Origin of the sequence: Paraglaciecola sp. L1A13 (genome assembly GCF_009796745.1) — a bacterium.
GTDB lineage: Bacteria > Pseudomonadota > Gammaproteobacteria > Enterobacterales > Alteromonadaceae > Paraglaciecola.
Window position 1 is genome coordinate 3,565,637 of the sequence record NZ_CP047024.1, and the last position, 21,375, is coordinate 3,587,011.

General features: G+C 44.2%; 17 protein-coding genes. 7 read left to right on the plus strand and 10 right to left on the minus strand.

Annotated elements, in window-relative coordinates; genetic code table 11:
• Nucleotides 1–41 precede the first annotated feature (41 nt).
• The gene (locus GQR89_RS15075) at nt 42–1,943 is read right to left on the minus strand and encodes a M1 family metallopeptidase (RefSeq protein WP_158770803.1); all 1,902 of its coding nucleotides are present in this window, start codon (nt 1,941–1,943) and stop codon (nt 42–44) included.
• Between the two features lie 162 nt (nt 1,944–2,105).
• On the opposite strand from GQR89_RS15075, the gene smrA reads away from it, so the two are divergent.
• Entirely contained in the window at nt 2,106–2,717 is a 612-nt protein-coding gene (smrA, locus tag GQR89_RS15080) for a DNA endonuclease SmrA (RefSeq protein ID WP_158770804.1), read from the plus strand.
• Between the two features lie 75 nt (nt 2,718–2,792).
• On the opposite strand, the gene GQR89_RS21365 is transcribed toward smrA, so the two are convergent.
• Nucleotides 2,793–2,948 carry a hypothetical protein gene (locus GQR89_RS21365; protein ID WP_199271331.1) on the minus strand — a complete coding sequence of 52 codons (156 nt, stop codon included), beginning with the start codon at nt 2,946–2,948 and terminating at the stop codon, nt 2,793–2,795.
• A gap of 363 nt (nt 2,949–3,311) precedes the next feature.
• Nucleotides 3,312–7,199: a phosphoribosylformylglycinamidine synthase gene (gene purL / locus GQR89_RS15085; RefSeq protein ID WP_158770805.1), complete on the minus strand. Its 3,888-nt coding sequence runs from the start codon at nt 7,197–7,199 to the stop codon at nt 3,312–3,314.
• A gap of 140 nt (nt 7,200–7,339) precedes the next feature.
• On the opposite strand from purL, the gene mltF reads away from it, so the two are divergent.
• Nucleotides 7,340–9,073: a membrane-bound lytic murein transglycosylase MltF gene (mltF, locus tag GQR89_RS15090; RefSeq protein WP_233268979.1), complete on the plus strand. Its 1,734-nt coding sequence runs from the start codon at nt 7,340–7,342 to the stop codon at nt 9,071–9,073.
• A gap of 342 nt (nt 9,074–9,415) precedes the next feature.
• Nucleotides 9,416–9,568 (plus strand): hypothetical protein, encoded by a 153-nt coding sequence (locus GQR89_RS21370; protein WP_199271332.1) that lies wholly within the window; start codon nt 9,416–9,418, stop codon nt 9,566–9,568.
• Here GQR89_RS21370 and tadA read toward each other — a convergent pair.
• Complete coding sequence (gene tadA, locus GQR89_RS15095) at nt 9,565–10,053, minus strand: tRNA adenosine(34) deaminase TadA (protein WP_158770806.1); 489 nt, start codon at nt 10,051–10,053, stop codon at nt 9,565–9,567. The genes GQR89_RS21370 and tadA overlap by 4 nt on opposite strands.
• A 208-nt stretch (nt 10,054–10,261) precedes the next feature.
• On the opposite strand from tadA, the gene GQR89_RS15100 reads away from it, so the two are divergent.
• Nucleotides 10,262–10,495, plus strand: coding sequence for a hypothetical protein (locus GQR89_RS15100; RefSeq protein ID WP_158770807.1), 234 nt, complete (start codon nt 10,262–10,264; stop codon nt 10,493–10,495).
• A 116-nt stretch (nt 10,496–10,611) separates the two neighbouring features.
• Here the strand turns inward: GQR89_RS15100 and GQR89_RS15105 are convergent, their stop codons facing one another.
• From GQR89_RS15105 to GQR89_RS15130, 6 genes are all read right to left on the minus strand, one after another.
• Complete coding sequence (locus GQR89_RS15105) at nt 10,612–11,742, minus strand: 1-acyl-sn-glycerol-3-phosphate acyltransferase (protein ID WP_158770808.1); 1,131 nt, start codon at nt 11,740–11,742, stop codon at nt 10,612–10,614.
• Between the two features lie 137 nt (nt 11,743–11,879).
• The gene (locus GQR89_RS15110) at nt 11,880–12,413 is read right to left on the minus strand and encodes a YaeQ family protein (RefSeq protein WP_158772280.1); all 534 of its coding nucleotides are present in this window, start codon (nt 12,411–12,413) and stop codon (nt 11,880–11,882) included.
• A gap of 328 nt (nt 12,414–12,741) precedes the next feature.
• Nucleotides 12,742–13,854, minus strand: a complete 1,113-nt coding sequence (locus tag GQR89_RS15115) for an ABC transporter permease (RefSeq protein WP_158770809.1) — start codon at nt 13,852–13,854, stop codon at nt 12,742–12,744.
• Nucleotides 13,855–13,857: 3 nt separating this feature from the next.
• Nucleotides 13,858–14,982: an ABC transporter permease gene (locus tag GQR89_RS15120; RefSeq protein ID WP_199271333.1), complete on the minus strand. Its 1,125-nt coding sequence runs from the start codon at nt 14,980–14,982 to the stop codon at nt 13,858–13,860.
• Entirely contained in the window at nt 14,979–16,727 is a 1,749-nt protein-coding gene (locus GQR89_RS15125) for an ATP-binding cassette domain-containing protein (RefSeq protein ID WP_158770810.1), read from the minus strand. The genes GQR89_RS15120 and GQR89_RS15125 overlap by 4 nt, the downstream gene beginning before the upstream one ends.
• A complete protein-coding gene (locus tag GQR89_RS15130; RefSeq protein WP_158770811.1) occupies nt 16,724–17,761 on the minus strand; it encodes an efflux RND transporter periplasmic adaptor subunit in 1,038 nt (345 codons plus the stop codon). The genes GQR89_RS15125 and GQR89_RS15130 overlap by 4 nt, the downstream gene beginning before the upstream one ends.
• Before the next feature lie 556 nt (nt 17,762–18,317).
• On the opposite strand from GQR89_RS15130, the gene GQR89_RS15135 reads away from it, so the two are divergent.
• The 3 genes from GQR89_RS15135 to GQR89_RS15145 are packed head-to-tail and all read left to right on the plus strand — an operon-like array spanning nt 18,318 to nt 21,253.
• Nucleotides 18,318–18,764 carry a MarR family winged helix-turn-helix transcriptional regulator gene (locus GQR89_RS15135; protein WP_158770812.1) on the plus strand — a complete coding sequence of 149 codons (447 nt, stop codon included), beginning with the start codon at nt 18,318–18,320 and terminating at the stop codon, nt 18,762–18,764.
• A 57-nt stretch (nt 18,765–18,821) separates the two neighbouring features.
• Nucleotides 18,822–20,066: an FAD-dependent oxidoreductase gene (locus GQR89_RS15140; RefSeq protein WP_158770813.1), complete on the plus strand. Its 1,245-nt coding sequence runs from the start codon at nt 18,822–18,824 to the stop codon at nt 20,064–20,066.
• Entirely contained in the window at nt 20,063–21,253 is a 1,191-nt protein-coding gene (locus GQR89_RS15145; protein ID WP_158770814.1) for an MFS transporter, read from the plus strand. Before GQR89_RS15140 ends, GQR89_RS15145 begins: the two co-directional genes overlap by 4 nt.
• Nucleotides 21,254–21,375: the final 122 nt, after the last annotated feature.

Here is a 21,375-nt window from a genome sequence, read left to right on the forward strand (position 1 = left end):
TTCGGTCTCCTTTTTTATGTGCTAGATAATGTGCAACAAAGCTATTCTACAAAGCCTTCATTGGCTTTAACCGTTAACGGATGATAACCAGGTTTAGCTTCAGCGAACGCTTTTTTCGCTAATTCTTTGCCTTCTGGTGTTTGCGACAACGCTTTATAAATTGGTTTTACCAACTTGTTACGCCCAATGCTAACCAGATAGCTGTGAACACGAGGTAATGCTGGTTCATACCAATTTTCGACTGCCATTAATAGCCAGCTATGCGCAATTTCATTATTTTTACTTTGGGTCAAATCAAATGCTTGATCAAGCTCATGTAATTGCGCCTGAGATAATGTTTCTGGCATATTGTTAAGGAAGTACAACCATTGGTGCACAACCCAATCATCAGCATCGATATCCTGTGCTTTTATTTCGCCGTTTAACCATTGATTACGAGCATCATCAACCACTTTAAACGCGTTCGAATGCGCTATTGGGGCTCCTTGTGGAATACCAGGTTCGAATATCCACTGGTGAATACGCTCTACCGATAATTTATCTGCGTAGTCTTTTAGTAAAGTATCATCTAAATAAGCCAAAAATTGATCTGTCGTGATACTTTGAAAAGCAAAATGCTCGAAGTAATTCAGCAAAAATTCATCAAAATTAGCACGACCGACTTTCTGTTCTAACTCACGTAAAAATAATGCGCCTTTTTCATAAGGTATATTACTAAAGACCACGTCAGGATCTCGACCACGAAGATCAATTGCTAAAATTTGATCGCCCTCAGGCAAGCTATCAATATCGGCTTGCAAGTCTTGGCGACCTAAAACCGCTTCCATGTTAAATCTGTCATCGCCGTAAACCATCTGCATGATGCGATAGGTAAGATAAGTGGTAAACCCCTCATTCAACCACAGGTCACGCCAAGTGGCATTCGTTACGGTATTACCTGACCATGAATGCGCTAGTTCATGCGCGATAAGCGAGACTAAGCTCTTATCACCAGCAATAACGGTGGGTGTAATAAATGACAAACGAGGATTTTCCATTCCACCAAAAGGAAATGACGGCGGTAAAATCAACAAATCATAACGGTCCCAGCGATAAGGTCCGTAGGTTTTTTCTGTCATTTCAAGCATAGATTCAGTATCAACAAACTCATCCGCAGCGGCATCAAGCAATGCAGGCTCAGCATATACACCGGTTCGTTTGCCCATAGCTTTGAACTTTAAATCGCCTACAGCTAACGCAATTAAGTAAGCCGGAATAGGCTGAGGCATAGCAAATTCGTAAACGCCATCGCGAGCCGTATCAGGATCATTAGCGGCGCTCATTACAGCGAGCAAATCTTTAGGGGTATGAATGGTAGCACTGTAAGTCACACGTACTTGGGGCGAGTCCTGCAAAGGTATAAAGCTGCGCGCATGGATTGCTTGTGACTGAGTGAATAAAAAGGGATGCTTTTTGCCAGCGGTTTGCGCAGGCGTTAACCATTGAACCCCAGATGCTTGTGGTGACGTGTGATAAGAAACCGTCACCTTATTAACACCTTCAGGTACCGTTATCGAAAGTGGTGCACCTAAAAACGAATCTTCTTTACCTAACGTATAGGGGATTGGCATACCATTAGCAGTCACACCTTTTATGGTTAAATCCCGTGTGTCTAGAATAAGGGTGTTAGCCCCTTCTTGCATTCGTTTGACCGTTAATTCCACATCCCCCGAAATAATCTTTTTATCAAAATTAACATCCAAATCTAATGCTAAATGACTGACGCTAATTTGTTCAGGATTTGAAAATGAATGATAATCTTTACCTGATTCGATGTTAACGGCGGCATTGCCGACACTACCTAACTGACTGTGAGATCCGGTGTTATTGGTAGTTCCTTGCCCCTGACAACCACTCAACGCAAATATGGCTGAAATGGTGGTGGCTAATATTGCTGACTTCATTGTTATTCCTAATGGTTTGTCCACTGTAAATTGTGGCACATCCGCTACTGGAACAGAACCTATTGCAATGCGTGTTGTTTGCAACATTTTGTAAATTGAAATTTACCGTTATGGCCTTATATTAATATTTTATATCACACTGACAATTGGATGGTGACGAGTATGTTATTTGACGAAGATGGTGTTGATGATGACTTTTTGTCCGCCATGAGCGATGTCACTCCCCTCGCCCCTAATGATAAAGTCACTATTACCCAAGCAGATAAAACATTGGCACAGCAACTTAAACGCCAAGCATTAGAGCTACACCTCAAACAAGCCAATAACTATTTATCTAGTGAAGTGACACGATTCGTTAAGCCGGATGATCTGCTCAGTTTCAAGCAAGATGGCGTACAAGAAGGTGTGTTTAAAAATCTGCGGTTAGGTAAATATACGCTCGAAGGCGTACTCAATTTACAACAAAGCAGCTTCGAAAAATCACGCCAACTATTGTTTAACGCTATACATAACAACCAGCAAAAAGGAGTTCGCTGTATGTTAATTAAACATGGCCGTGGTGCGCAAGGTAAACCTATTGCTGCTTATTTGAAAAGTTTAGTAAATCAGTGGCTAGAGCAAATGCCAGAAGTGATCGCGTTTCATAGCGCGCAAATTCATCACGGAGGAAGTGCATCAGTATATGTATTACTGAAAAAAAGCGACCAGCATAAGGCGCATAACAAAGAGTTACATCGAAAAAATAGTTCAGTTAAAACCGTTTTTAAATATTAATCTATTGCGAACGGAGGCCTATTCCTTTGTATAAAGGAAAATAACGACCAAGAAATTTCATTCTTTATTCGCCAGTTAACCTAGCTCATTATTTTGATTAATTGAAGATTGAACAGTGTTAGTTGGAGCAGATTGAGATTTTGCAGAGGTGCTGAAAATAGCAGCCACAATAAGAACAACCACAGTCGCTAACACGCCTGCCAAACCAAAACCTTTAGATGAACGATTCATATCACGTCTCTTATTATTTTATGAGTACTTGCTTCCTGCACGGAATTCTTAACATCCTTTTTACAATCAGAATTGTAAACTTCTGTCAAGAAACGAGTAAATAATAATCAGGTTTCACTAAGGTTACAAGGTTTTATTTAGTAAAATCAAAGAATTGAACGAAAAATAAATTTTTAAATATGGGGAACTTTTTGTTTATTTTTTGAACGTAAAATAATTTGGCCTGTTATTTTACTTATAAAAAGATGTAAGTTATTAATACATAGATAAAATTTCAAAAAAGCCCCAAGAAATGGGGCTTTTTAGCAGCGCAAATTAATTACCGAACGATTATTTACACTACATTATTCTGCTATAGGTAAATTAACCAAGATAAACCCGAGCATTTCTAAACATACGCATCCACGGGCTATCTTCTTGCCAATCACTTGGATGCCACGAGTTAGCGACTGTTCTAAATACGCGCTCTGGGTGCGGCATCATGATTGTGGCACGACCATCTAATGAGGTTAATCCTGATATGCCCGCTGGCGAACCATTCGGGTTAGCTGGATATTGCTGCGTTACCTTCCCGTAATTATCTACATACTGCAGCGCTATGGTATGACTGTTTAGTGCATTTTGTAGCCCAGCATCTTGTGCAAACTCAGCTCGTCCTTCACCGTGGGATACAGCAATGGGCATTTTTGAGCCTTGCATACCTTGAAAGAAAACAGATGGAGACGCTTTCACTTCAAGCATAGCTACACGCGCTTCAAAGCGTTCAGATTGATTGGTCACAAAATGCGGCCAATGTTCAGCCCCTGGGATAAGCGATTTCAGATTTGACAACATCTGGCAACCATTACAAACCCCAAGACTAAAGGTCTCATTGCGTTGGAAAAACGCTGAGAATTCGTCGCGAGCCATGTTATTGAATAAAATTGATTTAGCCCAACCCTCACCCGCTCCTAGCACATCCCCGTATGAGAAACCGCCACAGGCAACCAAGCCTTGAAACTGTGTCAACGACACTCGTCCGGATAAAATATCGCTCATGTGAACATCTACAGAATCAAAACCTGCTCGGTCAAATGCAGCGGCCATTTCAACATGAGAATTCACACCCTGCTCACGTAAAATAGCCATTTTTGGCGCAATACCTTTGGCAATATAAGGTGCAGCAACATCTTCATTCACATTGAAACTTAATGACGCATGCAAGCCAGGATTACTCGAATCATTTTTAGTAGCGAGTTCCTGTTCGGCACATTCCGGGTTGTCTCGTAAACTTTGCATATGATGAGTGGTTTGTGCCCAAGCATTACGATATGCACCACGACTATTTTGTAGTACTGCTTTGCTGTCTCGTAAGAAGACAATTTGATCATCAGTCGACAACGTACCAATAACATGACTGACCTGAGTTAAGCCATGTTCTGCCAATACCGCATCAACCTGGATTTGCTTGTCAGCATCGAACTGAATTACGGCACCTAATTCTTCATTAAATAATACACTGGCGTTATCCCCAGCTAATTCATCAAGATTGATTTTAAGACCAGTATTCCCTGCAAATGCCATTTCCACCAGCGTAGTAAACAAACCACCATCTGAACGGTCATGGTATGCGTGTAACGCCTTATCGTGCACTAATTGCTGAATAGCTAAAAAGAAGCCTTTGAGTAATTCAGGTGAATCCACATCTGGGGTCTTATCACCAAGCTGCTTATAAACCTGGGCCAAACATGATGCTCCCATGCGATTTTGACCAGCACCTAAGTCAATAAGCATCAAGCGTGTATCACCGTCACGGGTTAATTCTGGTGTCAGGGTTTTACGCACGTCTCGCACGGCGCCAAATGCCGTAATGACCAATGACATGGGTGATGTCACTGCTTTTTCGCCTTGTTCATCTTGCCACTGGGTTTTCATCGACATTGAGTCTTTACCAACAGGAATGGTCAAGCCCAATGCTGGACATAACTCTTCACCGACGGCTTTGACTGCTTCATACAAACCTGCATCTTCACCAGGATGACCTGCTGCGGCCATCCAGTTTGCCGAAAGCTTAATACGCTTTAAATCGCCAATGTCGGCTGGAGCAATATTGGTTAATGCTTCACCCACTGCTAAGCGTGCTGAGGCACCAAAATTAAGCAACGCAGCGGGAGTACGCTCACCTAAAGACATCGCTTCGCCCTGATACGTGTCAAAAGCAGCAGCCGTAACCGCCACATCCGCTACAGGGATTTGCCATGGACCGACCATCTGGTCACGATTAACTAGCCCTGTCACAGACCGATCACCGATAGTAATTAAGAACGTTTTCTCTGCTACCGCAGGTAGATATAGCAAGCGCATTGCAGCTTCATTTAAATCAATTTCACTGACATCAAACGCACTACTCGTAAAGCTTTTAGACTGCACATCGCGATGCATCTTCGGTGCTTTACCAAGTAATACGTCCAGCGGCATATCAATAGGGTTATTATTGAAATGACTATCATCAAGGGTTAAATGACGTGCTTCGGTGGCTTCACCTACAACCGCAAAAGGTGCGCGCTCTCGGGTACAGATATCGGCAAATATAGCTAAATTTTCTGGTGCCACTGACATCACATAACGCTCTTGTGACTCGTTACACCATACTTCAAGAGGAGTCATACCGGCTTCATCGTTGGGCACATTACGCAAAGAAAAATTGGCCCCTCGGCCTCCATCATTAACTAATTCAGGAAACGCATTTGATAATCCGCCAGCGCCCACATCATGAATAAATTGTATGGGGTTATTTTCACCCAACTGCCAACACTTATCGATTACTTCTTGGCAGCGTCGTTCCATTTCTGGATTGCCACGTTGCACTGAAGCGAAATCAAGATCTTCGTTCGACTCACCTGAAGCCATAGATGAAGCAGCTCCGCCACCTAAACCAATGTTCATGGCAGGTCCACCTAACGCAATTAGCTTAGCGCCAACGGTTATTTCGCCTTTAAGAGTATGTTGCTTACGAATATTCCCTAAACCACCGGCTAACATAATAGGCTTATGATAACCACGCACTTCAACACCATTAAAGCTATTAACTTGTTGTTCATACGTTCGGAAATAACCAAGAATATTTGGACGGCCAAACTCGTTGTTAAACGCGGCGCCACCTAATGGTCCTTCAAGCATAATGTCGAATGCGGTTACAATACGCTCAGGCTTACCGTAGTCGATTTCCCATGGTTGCTCGAATCCAGGAATACGCAGGTTCGAAACCGAAAACCCTACTAATCCAGCTTTAGGTTTTGAACCTCGACCAGTAGCGCCTTCATCCCGTATTTCTCCACCGGAACCTGTTGCCGCTCCGCTAAATGGTGCGATGGCAGTAGGGTGATTATGGGTTTCGACCTTCATCAAAATATCGATGTCTTCGTGATGATAACGGTATTGATTACTATCAGCTTGAGGAAAAAATCGACCAGCAAAGCTCCCTTCCATAACGGCAGCGTTATCTGAATAAGCTGAATGCACGTAGTCTGGGCATTTTTCGTAGGTATTTTTGATCATTTTAAACAATGACTTTGGCTGGTCTTGTCCGTCAATGGTCCAATCTGCATTAAATATTTTGTGCCGACAATGCTCTGAGTTCGCCTGCGCAAACATATACAGTTCGATGTCATTCGGATTACGTCCCAGTGTTTTAAAACTGGTGACCAAGTAATCGACCTCGTCTTCGGCCAATGCCAACCCTAATCGTAGATTCGCGCTGACTAATTCTTCTCTACCGCCGCTTAAGATATCAATCGAAGTAAGCGGTTTCGGTGACTCATCCTTGAACAACACACTCGCATCTTGCAAGTCCCCTACTACACTTTGCGTCATGCGGTCGTGCAATACATTTTTTAATTGAGCAAGCTGGTTAACGCTTAATGTGTCAGCATCTACGTAAAATGCGCAACCACGTTCTAACCGCTGTACCGTTTGCAGGCCACAATTGTGCGCAATATCGGTGGCTTTCGATGACCAAGGTGAAATAGTGCCCGCACGTGGAATAACAAGTAACAGCATGCCTTTATGCTGTTTCTCCTCAATTTTAGGGCCGTAAGTCAGTAGTTTATCTAAAACGTGTTGATCGTTGCTGTTCAATGGTGCGCTCACTTGTGCAAAATGCACAAATTCGGCAAACAACGAGTGAACAGGTAGATTAAGAGCTGCGATAGATTGCAGAAGTTTTGTAGTACGAAATTCAGAGAGGGCTGGAGCGCCGCGCAGGACAAGCATAAAGGTAATCACCAAGTTGCAGGGCTCGCCCACTTTCGTGATGGCAAACCGATTTTCGGGAAATTTTTAAGCGCAGGATTATATACTGATTTTAGCCCAATTGATAAGCACTTAACCGCTTGGAAGGCGACTTTTATTAAATGATAAATATCTGGATGAATTCATCACTTTTGGTCACAATATCCAGCTATAAGCTTTTTGAGGGGTGTCGTATTTCTTTTCGTTATTATTTTTTGCTTTCATTATCATTGCTGATCAGTGCGTGTGATGAACCTAAAAAGCAAGATAGCTTGCAACACGTGCTAGACACGGGCGTATTACGTGTGGGCACTATTTACGGCCTTACCACTTATTATAACGGCCCAAACGGCCCAGAAGGTTTCGAATACGAGCTTGCAGCAGGATTTGCTGACTACTTAGGCGTCAAGCTGGAAATATTTCCTTATTACACGGTAAATGAGCTTTTTCCCCAGTTAGATAATGCCCACTTAGATGTGATCGCCGCGGGTATTAACGTTAGTTCAGAACGCTACGCACAATTTCGTTTTGGCCCCGCATATCAAAATGTTAGCCAAAAGCTAGTGTTTAAACAAGGTGATGTCAGGCCTAGAGAACTGTCTGATCTCACGGGTGACTTTATGGTTGTAGCCGGCAGTGGTCACAGTGAAACCTTACGCAACTTCAAAGCGCAAAATCCAGATTTAAGCTGGCAAGAAACGAATGACAAGGACTCTGAAGAGTTACTCGAAGCCGTTTTAGCCGATGAATTAGATTACACAGTAGTGGACTCAAATATATTAGCCTTAATGCGCCGTAGATATCCTGAACTCAGTATCGGATTCTCATTAAGTCAGTCACAAGGTATCGCATGGGCGACAAGCCAAAAAAGTGACGACGCATTACGTGCTGCACTCATTGAATATTTTGGAAAAATCCATGAAAATGGCACATTGGCAGCCCTAGAAGACAAACATTTTGGCCACGTTCGCCAATTCAATTATGTGGATACGAGAGATTTCATTCGTTCAGCAGCAAGTAAACTTCCTCAGTATCAAACGCTATTTGAACGTTATTCTAACGATCTTGATTGGCGCTTATTGGCAGCCCTCAGTTATCAGGAAAGTCATTGGGACCCTAGAGCAAGATCGGTTACCGGGGTACGGGGCTTAATGATGCTCACATTAAATACCGCGAAAGACTTAGGTGTTACCTCGCGCCTTGATCCTGAGCAAAGTATCCGCGGTGGTTCTGAGTACCTCGCGACATTGTTGACCCGTATACCAGACCGTATACCGTCCCCGGACAGATTATGGTTTGCACTTGCATCATACAATGTGGGATTAGGTCACTTAGAAGATGCTCGCGTGTTAACGGAGCGACAAGGTGGCAATCCAGATATGTGGGTCGATGTAAAAAAACGTTTACCCCAGTTACGCCAAAAAAGGTACTACAAAACCACCCGCTACGGTTATGCAAGAGGCCACGAGGCTGTAATCTACGTAGATAATATTCGCCGCTACTACGACACCTTAGTGTGGTTAAACGAGCAACAGCCTGAATTACTGCCTGTTGAAGCTAAGATTGAAGTCGAAGTTGAAGATACAACCGCTGAGCAGAATATTTCGGACACAAAACTCGACGCGCAGACACCAGAAGATCCACAAGACAATTCTTCGTTAACCCCCCCTTTATCATCAAACGAAGACGCAGATAACCAAGCCGATGTCGAAAAGCGCAAAGATAAAGAGATAACAGATGAATCTCAGAGTGAGAAGACATCGTCGTCTATCCCGCTACAAGCGGAGATCGAAACTACCGCTGACGTAATACCCGGCCTGACAGATAAAATCGAAACAAACAATGGACCAAGTTAACACTCCTTCCGCCAACCGCTCACTAATATGATTGAGCGACCGTATGCTTGTTTTAAAATAAGTAGATTCTAATAAGATCAGCATAGCACGGTGCAATTCGCGGTTTACTCGCCACAGAGTATCTGCTGTAAACTTTAATTTGCACTTGTAATCTTAGCGTCATCTTGCTGTCATTTTTCATTCATATCAAATTGGTAGATTATGTTTTTGGGAACATAAGTACACTTCTTGATGTCTATTTTTCATCAACAAGGTAGAACTAATGAAAGTTCAGATAAGGTTCCAAGCGATGTAAATATCAGCAAAATTAAAAAATTACCCAACGAATAAGAAGGAAATAATATGAAGAAAAGAGCCACCATCAACAATCGCAGTCGCGTATGTAACGCTAGCCGTCGACGTCAATTACTTAAACGAGTGCACAGCAAAGTAGTGAACCGTCGTCAGCAATTTCAAATGACTGAATTAACCGACGAATGGTCCACAGCCAGTTAAGTTTTATCACGCTTACTGGCTTTTATTTGCGCCCTACGTTGACGAAAGAATGCTGAGATCGTTTCACTACATTCATCCCCCAAAACTCCGCCCAACACGTCGACTTGATGATTTAAACGTTCATCCCTCAGAACATCCATAATACTACCCGCGGCGCCCGTTTTAGCATCATATGCACCAAAAACTAAGCGTTGAATACGGCTATGCACCAGTAAACCTGCGCACATAGTGCACGGTTCTAACGTCACATAAAGCGTAGTATCAATTAATCGATAATTTTTTATCGTACTGCCTGCCTGACGAATAGCCTGCATCTCCGCATGAGCAGACGGATCATTGAGCATGATAGATTGATTCCAACCTTCACCCACGATTTGCTGATCTTTGACGAGTACCGCGCCCACAGGAATTTCGCCTCCTTGGGCAGCTTGATTTGCCAAACTCAATGCATGACGCATCCAAAGTTGATCTTGTTGTAAACTCATCTTACTCTTTAATCAGGTTGTAAATGGACAGCTAAATTGGCGAAATTCATTAATAAATTCGTCAAATTAACCAAGTTGGCCTAATATAACAAACCATAAATCATGCTAACACTCTGATTATAATGGAGTTTAAATTTTGGTCAGTGGATTGCTTAATCATACATAAATAACAATATTATTTTAACACATCGATTTGAGGAATAGACATATGAACATCACTGCCGTTGCTATCGTTGCTATCATCTGCTGGGCTATTGTAGAGTTAACCAATGGGTCAAAAGCCAAGAAAAAGAACAAAGTTACACTGCAGCAGGACGCGGAACTCGCACAACAGGTCGCCGATTTGAAAGCGCGCATTGAAACCTTAGAGAAAATCGTCACTGATGAGAAGTATGATCTACATCGTCAGTTTGATGATCTCAAGAAAGATAAAGTCGCATAGCTTAAATATCATTAAATTATTAAAGGGCGTTTAGCCCTCTTTTAAAGCGGAGGAATTGTCAAAAAAGGTAATTAAAATTAACGGTTAGCTAAATGAATAAATGGGAAAAAAGCTGATTATTTCGCAATCATGATGGGAACCGCATACATCGACAATACCTTTTTCTTTATTTCTGGTGATTCATCACATAGTCGAGAAGCCAGATGTGTCTTGGCTGCATCTATTTGCTGTTGACTGAAGAGGTCATCTTTTACGCTTTCTTTACCTTCTAACATTTGCAAGGCGGCATCGGCACTTGGGAAACGACGATAATTATGCTTAATTTGCCCATCAATTTGTTCTGCTACCCCTTTAGCATTTTCAAATTCACTATCTAATATTTGCCCAAATGATACGTGTACACGTCCTTTATAACCCACCATACCATCGACTATGCTACGAATATCTTCGCTATCAGCCTTGTCGTAACTACCTTCTACCTCAGTGGTATACAGTTCTTTTGCCTTACTCAAATCGCAGGGGTCAAACTCGTAAGAGATAGATACTGGGACGATACGCAGGCTACGAATATAATCGCTGAATGGCTGCTCTTTGGGCTTATTTAAACTGAGCATCGAAACAATCGCAGGGTTTGTTGCGTCAATGCCATCTTTAGCTCTACCCTCTCTTTGTGCAATCCAGATATGTTGAGCGTCATTTTTTAAAGTATGAAAAATATATTCACTGAGCAGTTTTGCATCGGCTAATTTTTCACGTCGGTCTTTAGCACTACGGTGCACAATAAAACACTTATTTAAGCGAATGAGATCCGCTACCCAATCTTGCTTGAGTAGATTATCTCCTACAGCGATACGCACCGTGTCTTGACCACTGAGATGCAACGACCAATTCACAAAAGCCGGATCAAGAGCAATATCTCTATGATTACTAACGAACATGCATGGCTGGCTTAAATCTAACTTATCAAGTCCCGACACGGTGAAACTATCAGTAGTTTGCTCTATCATGCGTTCCATATAAGGCTCAACTAATACTTGAAAGTCCCGCAAGCTCTTTATCCTACCACGCTGCCTAGATAAATAGAGCCTAGTCACGCCACGTAGGAATGGATAACAAAACCTCGGCCAAGTAGAGAAACGAAAAGCGACTAAGCTGTCCATAAGTTGACGATTTTGAATCAGCCGCCCTAATACTTGCGGCAAATCACAATCGTTAAATGGACGAATTGAGTCAAACTTTGCATTCATGAAGAAAAACTACTTACGGAAAATAATCGGGCCAGCATTTTGCCTGTGAACAGGTTAATCAGCAAACCTAATTTAGTTATAAATATCAGTAATGACACTGCTCGTACCTGTATACCACTCTTACAACAGACCACAGTTTACGCTTGTAGTTCGCGGCAAATTAATTCCACTTCGCCTCCTTCAGCTGTAATGTAAGTTGAATCCCCCGTTATCGTAAATGACATATCGCTCGTACGTGAAACTAATTTAGCTAATGCCTGAATATCATTCCAAGCAAATTGAAACACCTGCACGGGTAATGTGGCAAATGCAGCCTGACTTTGTCGCCACCAAGTGTCTGATTTACTATTAAAACTATATACTTTGGTGGCTTTTGCCATGCGACTGGCTTTTTTGATCCTGTCTTGTGCTGGTTCACCCACATCAATCCACAATTGTAACTGGTCGTCTAAGCTACGTAACCAGATATCAGGTTCTTCCACAGAGCTAAGCCCCTTAGTAAAGCTCAGTAATTCATCGGCATTTAAACAGTAAGCCAAAACTCGGGTCATCATGCGCTCCAGTGTTTCAGACGGATGCTGAGCAACTGTTAGATTAAGTGCGGTGTAATAATCACGGTTAAGATCAGACAAAGAAATTTTAAATTTATAGATAGTTGGCTTAATCGCCATAACACACACTCTAGGTAAAATAAAAAGAAGAGATAAAAAACCAATAAACATCAGGTTATTCATACGCTATAGAAACAGGCTGCAAAAGCCCTTTAACTATAAGGGCTTTGTGGGAATACTATGAGTCAACACCTATGTCAGAATCATTATTCAGTTATGTTACTTCAATTACCAGTATGACCAAACAAGTTAAATTAGAATTCTTTTATTAACGTCTTTTACCCGCAAGGCTTACAGATCTTTCCTACAGTCATTGCTCTACTACGTTGAATACATATATGCTAATTCGTTATCAGCACCATGAATCAGAGACACCGATGCACAGTCTTTAGTACATCCGATTCCGAAACAGCCAACCGGCCAGAGACAGTGTCATAATACCGATGATAGCCATTGGCCAATACTGATGGAGCAGCAATGAATAACTACTCCCTTCCAATGTGACGCCTCTTACTATCACCAAAAAATAACGCAATGGATCAAGATAAGTGAGCCACTGCACAAATTGTGGCATATTGGCGATGGGAGTGGCGAACCCAGATAGAACAATCGCAGGCACCATAAACAGAAAAGCCCCCAACACCGCTTGCTGTTGCGTAACGGATATAGCAGAGATCATCAATCCAACACCCACAGCAGAAAGCAGGAACAAGAGAATACCCAGATACAGCGCACCGAGACTGCCGCGTAAAGGAATATCAAATAAAGTCACCATAACCAGAATTATCAGCGTGGCCTCAAGTATGCCAATGACCATACCGGGAATGGCTTTACCGATCAGAATTTGCATTGGACGTAACGGAGTCACCAACAATTGGTCGAAGGTGCCCGCCTCACGCTCCCGAGCCACTGAAAGTGCAGTCACTAAAAGGGTCACCAGCAGCGTCAGTAGACCAACAATACCGGGCACAATAAACCAGTTTGACTGTAAATTTTCGTTATACCAAGCCCGTGTTTGTAAGGTCGCTACGGAACCACTTTTACCCTGTGATGCCAACCAGTTAAGGTTATAATCCAACACTATTCTATTCACGTAATTCATGGCCATCATGGCAGTGTTGGAATTTCGGCCATCTAGTATTACCTGTAGTGGTGCACTTGTGCCTTGCAAAAGTCCGCTACTAAAATGCTGGCCAATATGCAATACGAGCAGTACGTCTCTATTGTCGATTAGCGGTGCAACCTCACTATCATGCGCAATGTAAGCGACGACCTCAAAATTAGGAGATCCCTCAATATGACTCACGAGTTCTCTCGACGCGCCGCCAAGATCCTCATTATAGATTGCCACTGGCACATTATTGAGGTCGTAGGAAGCAGCAAAGCCGAACACCAGTAGCTGTATAATCGGCGGACCAATAATCACAAATCTGCTACGTTTATCACGTAACAGAGCCAGAAACTCTTTGATGGCTAGCGCCAAGATTAGTCTGCAATACATAGCCTACTCCAACCGCTTATGGAACTTACGCCACACCAGTGAAAAATAGAACAATGACATGATAAGCAATGCGCCGATATTAGGCAGCACCACCGACCACACATCACCCGCAAGAAACAGGGTTTGCAAAATAGCGACAAAGTAACGCGCTGGCACTAAATAGGTGATGAACTGTATCCAGCCAGGCATAGAATGAATATCAAACAGAAAGCCAGACAAGATAAAGGCGGGCAAAAACGTGACTATTATAGCCAGCAGTCCTGCTACAAACTGATTTTTTGAGACAATGGAAATTAACAAGCCTATAGCCAGTGCCACCAGCATGAATAACGCCGAGCTCATCATCAACAACCAGAAGGAACCATGTAGTGGCACATGAAACTGCCAAACAGCAATCGCTACACTGAACAACATACCTCCCATACCCAGCACAAAGTAAGGGATCAGCTTACCCGCGAGTATCTCGCTACGCCTCAGCGGTGTGACCATCATAGCTTCCATTGTGCCTCGTTCCCATTCTCGCGCCACAACCATGGCTGTGAGCAGGGAGCCAATTAATGTCATAACGATGGCAATCAAACCTGGCACCAAAAATAGGCGGCTAGACAAAGCCGTATTGAACCACACTCGCGGCTCTAAGCTCACTGGCATAATCAATGATTGGCCTCGACTCTCAGCATAATGGCTAAGCCAGGCAAGCCACGTTCCCTCAATATACCTCTGGGTGATATTAGCTTGATTAGAATCTACCCCATTGACGATAACGCCGATGGGCGCTTCGTTATTAGATAAGAGCTGCGCGGAAAAATTACTACGCAGCCACACAATGCCGTCAATCTGGTGTTCATTTAGTGCCTGCTGTGCTGTTTGAATAACACTAAAGTACTGTGGACTAAAAAATTCGGAACGCTCAAAAGCCCCCACCAATGACTGTGTTTCTCTATCTGGTTGTTCGATGACAATGCCCACTGGTATGTGGTTCGCATCTAGCGATACGCCATAGCCAAACAAAAACAGCAATACTACCGGCATTACAAAGGCAATGGCGATACTGGATGGATCACGCAAAATCTGCAGACTCTCCTTGCGGATCAATCCCCAGAGGCGCATATGAACTAACGAGCTCAAGGAGCCGCCTGCGACTTTTGTTGACGCTGTTCGATTAACTGTATAAAGGCGTCTTCCATCGTCGGATCAGGATTATCTTCCGTACGCGCACCCGACTTCATTGCCAGCGGTGTGCCTGCGGCCAACACTTCGCCGTCCGCCATAATAACGAGCCGATCACAGTAATTGGCTTCTTCCATAAAATGAGTAGTGACCAACACTGTTACCCCAGCCTCGGCCAACGCGTTGGTGCGCGCCCAAAATTCCCTTCGTGCGAGCGGGTCAACCCCCGAAGTGGGTTCGTCGAGAAAAAGAATTTCCGGTTCGTGCATTAACGCCGCGGCAAACGAAAGACGCTGTTTATAGCCTAGTGGTAAATCCCCCGCATTCGCATCTTCAAATGGCTTGAGTGCGAAAGTAGTCAACGCCCAATCCAGACGCAACTTTTGTTGTTTCCCCTTTAAACCATAAGCACTAGAAAAAAAACGCAGATTCTGCACCACTGATAGATTGCTATACAGTGAGAACTTCTGCGCCATATAACCAATGCGCCCACGTGCCGTGGCAGCCGCACGGCGCAGATCATAACCGGCGACGGCCAGTTCACCACTGCTAGCAGGCAACAACCCGCAAAGCATACGAAAGGTAGTGGATTTTCCTGCGCCATTGGCTCCTAACAAACCAAATATTTCCCCGCGCCGCACGCTAAAACTGACATTATTTACCGCTATAAAGTCATCGAAACGACGTTGTAGTTTCTTAACCGAGATCACTTCGTCATTCTTTTCAGGATCTATTTTTAATTGTGACGAAAATTCCGTTACGGGGTTAGTCTGGCGAATTTTCAGGCGGGCGATAAAGGCATCTTCAAAACGTGGCGATACCGTTGAGATGTGAATATCTTTTTGCCCCGGTAGCAATACTTCAGCCCTGGGTTGCTGGATTGTTTCCATGACCAGACGCACCGCTTCTCCCTCGATCAGGGCATCCAGTACGCCGGGCGCTCGGCTCAACATTTCCTGCAACCGACGATGACCTAAATCCTTAGCAGTGACCAAAAAGGTACGCCCCTCCACTGAGTGACTGAATTTCGCTGGCTCTCCCTGATCAAGTAGCTTGCCCTGATGAAGCAGTAATACTTCATCACAGCGTTCTGCTTCATCCAGATAAGCAGTGCTTAACAGTACCGTCATGCCCGCGTCCTGCACCTGACGATAAATTATTTGCCAAAGCTCACGGCGCGACACAGGGTCAACACCAACAGTAGGCTCATCAAGCAACAACAATTGCGGTGAGCGTACTAACGTGCAGGCTAGGCCTAATTTCTGTTTCATACCACCGGAAAGTTGCCCTGCCAAACGCCTAGCGAATGGCCCAAGACCTGTCATTTGCATCAGCTGTGCATAACGGCCAAGCCGCTCTATTCTTGGCAGTCCTTGCAGGTCAGCATAGAGGTCGAGGTTTTCCTGCACACTAAGATCTTCATAAAGGCCAAATCGCTGCGGCATATAACTTATGCTGGACTGAACTGTCAGCGGCTCGGCAATCGCATCGATACCTGATACTTGAATTTCCCCCGCATCTGGCAGTAGTAATCCGGCGGCAAGACGTATCAATGTAGTCTTGCCCGCACCATCCGGACCGATTAACCCCGTCACCCGACCGGGCTGAATATTGAAACTGATCTCGTCCAGCGCCGATAACTGCCGCCTTTCACTTGTGAATGTTTTACTCACAGCTGAGAATTTAAGGGCGGCAGCACTCACTGCTCTGCTCCACAGTGATTGGTGGGGGTTGTGTCTAGCTTTTGATTGGGCTCAATGGTGACCGAAGCTGGCATACCCAAACGCAGTTCTCCCTGCGCGTTACAAGCATAAATCCTAACCGAGTAAACTAAGCGTGTACGCAACTCTTCGGTCTGGACACTTTTCGGTGTAAATTCAGCGGAGGAAGAAATATAACCAACCCAACCTTCGTAGGTTTTATTGGGGTAACTGTCGGTATAGATAAGCGCCTTCGCACCCAAATGCACCTGCCCTAACATCGTTTCCGACAAATAGGCTCGCACCCAAATAGGATTGATAAAAGCAAGCGTCAGCACAGGCGTTGTTGGAAATGCCATATCACCAGGCTCTAAAATTCGGTTACGAATGACACCGTCTGCAGGCGCATATAGATTGGTATTTTCCAAATATTGCTGAGCCAACGCCAATCCAGCCTCGCGCGCGGCCAATTCTGCTCGAGCCACTGCAATATCTTCTTTGCGAGGACCTGCCTGCAACAACGCCAGTGCATGCATAGATACCTCCATTTGAGCCTCCGCCACATCGGCCAGAGATTGGGCATTTTCCACATCTTCCGCTGATGCCAAGTTCTTTTCGAGCAACCGTACAATGCGTTTATAACTGTCTCTGGTTGACTTCACCTTAGCACTAGCGGCCTTCAGTTCGGCCTTGCCCTGACTAATTTCTTCAGACCGACTGCCTGCCTCTAGTTTAGCCACAGTTTGTTGTTGAGCGAGTAAATTCGCTTCAACTTCGGCCAGTTGTGCGTCGAGTAATTCGGTATGAAGTTGGGCCAACAGCTGGCCCTTAGTAACGCGATCACCTTCCTGCACATGAATTTCAGCAATATGCTCACTGCTATTAAAGGCCAGAAGCGCTTCACGGATATCCACATTGCCGTAAAGTTGCAATTTCGTGTCATTACTGTCCTCAAGGTCAGCTCGCCACCATAACAACGCGATGACAGCGACTAATATCAGTGCCACGATGGCTATTATGATTTTTCTTCTGCTCATCTTCACAATTCCTTATTGCGTAGGTTTTACCCAAGCTCTTAGATACTTCCCAAATAGCCAGTACAAAAGTGTTTTGCTATCAAAACGAATGTAACATTTTCACCCGTGAGACTTGGTTTTTAACATCCATCCAATTGATGAGAATCAATAAGCACGCCGGAATAGCTGAATAAACTAGTTATATAAACGTTGTAGTATGGGCTTTATCAGGCCCGCCAGCCGCAGTTACTGCCGATTAGACCTGCCATCATATGCCTTATACAGAATTGTAGTTTCTGCAAATCGAGTACCCCATAATTCGTTAATTAACGAATTTATGTAATCATGTGTTTAAAGAATATCGTTACGTTTTTGATAAAATATTAGCCAAAAATAAATCTGCTACCTTTGAGCTTAATTTGCATAAAATAACCACTAGAAAAGCCGTCTTACGAATCAAATTCTTCCAATTCTCACGGTTAACAAATGAGAATTAACAACCTATCTGCTATTGCCAGGTAAGATATTTACAATTATAGTTGTTACTAACAACATACTTACACAAGGTTTTAATGCTATGTCTCATAGCCTAGAACGCGCAGAAGAGTTATATGAAGCCGTCAACCAACTCATTCGTGTTCACCAGTTTCGTGATCGAGACTATATTTGCTGCCACGATGTGTCCGTTGCACAGTGTTATGCCCTTGAAACCCTAGTAAAACGAGGCCCTTTGAGGCTTCAAGCATTAGCGGACGAGATGTATCTGGACAAAAGCACCACAAGTCGTGTGGTGGACTCATTACTGCGAAAAAAATATGTGCTCAAGGCATTGGACCCATCAGACCAACGTGCGGTCCAACTCTCGCTGACACCGACAGGTGAAGCATTGCATCAAAAGATTCATCAAGATTTGATCTCAGAAGAAGCACTAATGATCAAAAATGTTGCGCCAGAAGTTGTCGATGGAGCGTTGGCACTCATTAGGCAATTAACGACTGCAGCGCGGGACCGTTTAGGCTCTTAGCGCGCTTTTTTAACCTATTAGTTGTTAGTAACAACATTATCAATGGAGAAAATATTTATGTTCGAAGAATCAACCAACTTACCTGTCGCGGTCATTGGTGCTGGTCCCATAGGCCTTAGCGCTGCGGTTCATTTACTTGCACAAGGCTATACCCCTATCCTGTTCGAAGCTGGCGATATGGCAGGTAGCAACTTGGCCCGCTGGGGGCATGTGCGTATGTTTTCCCCTTGGGCTTACAATATGGATCCCGCAGCCGTTGCATTACTAAAACAAAAAGGCTGGAATAAACCTGCTGGCAATGAATTTCCCACAGGAAAGGAGTTGCTTGAACAATATGTCACACCCCTAGCATCCCATTGTGAAATTGCTCCTCACCTGAACCTGAATACTCAGGTTATATCTGTCAGTCGCCTCAACCATGATGTGCTACGTACAGACGGTCGAAACAGGGTCCCATTTGTACTGCGGGTTACCGGTCCCAATGGTGATCGTGACGTTAAAGCGCAGGCCGTCATTGACGCATCGGGGACATACCAAACTCCCAACTGGCTTGGAACTCATGGTATACCAGCTTTGGGCGAAAATGCTGCTGCAGATTCGATCACATATGGTGTTCCTAACATTCTCAGTTATGGGCGCAAGCAATACGCTAACAAGTCCGTGTTAGTCGTTGGTGGTGGCCATTCGGCATTCAACGCCTTACAGGATTTGATTTTGCTTGCAGATCAGTACAAGGACATGCGTGTTCTTTGGGGCGTTCGAAATGCCTGTGTGGCCAATGTCGTCCGCTCACCAGCAAACGATGAACTGCAAGAGCGCAGACGTTTAGAAGTTCGCATTCAGGATTTATTAGATCAAGGAAGAATAGAAGTCTTTAGCGAACTTGAAATCGAGGAAATCAATCGTGAAAATGGCAGACTGATTGTGCAAAGTGGTTCACGCAAATTACCGCCTGTGGATCGAATTATAGCTGCGACCGGCTTTCGCCCTAATCTTAGTCTCCTTGCAGAATTACGAATATCTCTTGATCCCGCAACGCAAAGCCCTACGCGTCTGGCGCCATTGATCGATCCTAATTTGCATAGCTGCGGTTCGGTTCCTGAGCACGGCTACGTAGAACTATCCCACCCTGAGCTAGATCTTTATATCGTCGGGATCAAGAGCTACGGACGTGCACCGACCTTTTTGCTGAAAACTGGCTATATACAAGTTCAATCGGTGGTGAATGCACTTGCCACAAGTGAAATGTCCGCTGATATGCATCCATCCGCCGCACCAACAATATCACTTTGCCGAGGATGAAAGTTTTACCGACCAAGCGAGGCTTTGTTGCAGCGCTAGGTCTAAGTCAATTAGTATCATGGGGAACCCTGTATTATAGCTTTCCATTAATTGCGGAAACGATGGTCAATGATATGGGATGGAGCCGTGGTGATATCTACGGTGCCGCAACACTCGGTCTTTTAGCGGCCGTACTAGCTGCTTACCCCATAGGCGCAATGATTGACCACGGCCATGGACGCAAACTTATGGGAGGAGCGACCATTGCAGCATCGCTCGCCTTGGTAGCCTGGTCGTACATTGAAACCATGCCTGCGCTTTATGCTGTGATAATAACATTAGGCATGCTTCAAGCAGCGTTATCCTACGAACCTGCTTTTGCAGTCACAGTACGCCAGTTGGGAGTGCTGCAATCACGTTCAGCCATCACGGCGATCACGTTGTGGGCTGGTTTCTCCAGCACCTTGTTTGTGCCACTGCTTCAATTTATGTTAGATAGCTTGGGATGGCGCGGTGCACTTCTAGGATTAGCAGTCATCAATACAGTCATCGCCGCCCCACTTTATTTATGGGCAATTCGACCTGTGAATTTAACAAGTGAAAAAACACACCAAATATCAAGCTCGGATAAAAGCCGGATTCGACCAATTTTATGTAGTCCTAGATTTTATCTCCTCACTGCATCTTTCTGCGCTTATATGGCACTTTTTTCTGGCTTTACGTACCACATCTATCCTCTGCTTATTGCGCTGACTTGGGACACGCAATCTGTGGTATTAGCCATTGCGCTCATTGGGCCCGCTCAGGTTGCTGCGCGCATGCTGATACTTTTATTTAAGGAGATAACGATAGTCCGTCTGGGCTTACTCGCCGGTATGACGTTTCCACTTGCCATCGTGATACTTAAAGCGCCACCCTCAGTTTTCACGCTTGCGATCGTGTGTATTCTTTATGGCGCAGCAAACGGTATATTTACTATCGTACGCGGCATGGCTGTTCCAGAACTGCTATCGCACCATAACTATGGCAAGATCAATGGCATTATGTTGATTCCCATGTCACTTGCTCGCGCAGTTGCGCCATGGCTCATTGCCATCTACTGGGCACATTCAGAAACGCCTGATGGTGCAATAAACTTGATGTTGGCCATAGCTATTCTTGTGCCTGTACTGTTTGGCGTCGCAGTCAACGTGAAGCGGATACGTTAGCCATGGGAACGAGGAATTTTAGGAATTGCGTTTTTTACGCGCAAGATCGTTAACCCGCAGGATATTCACATGATAAAGGCAGTTTGAATTAATAAGATTGACGACAAGAAGTTGGTATTTTT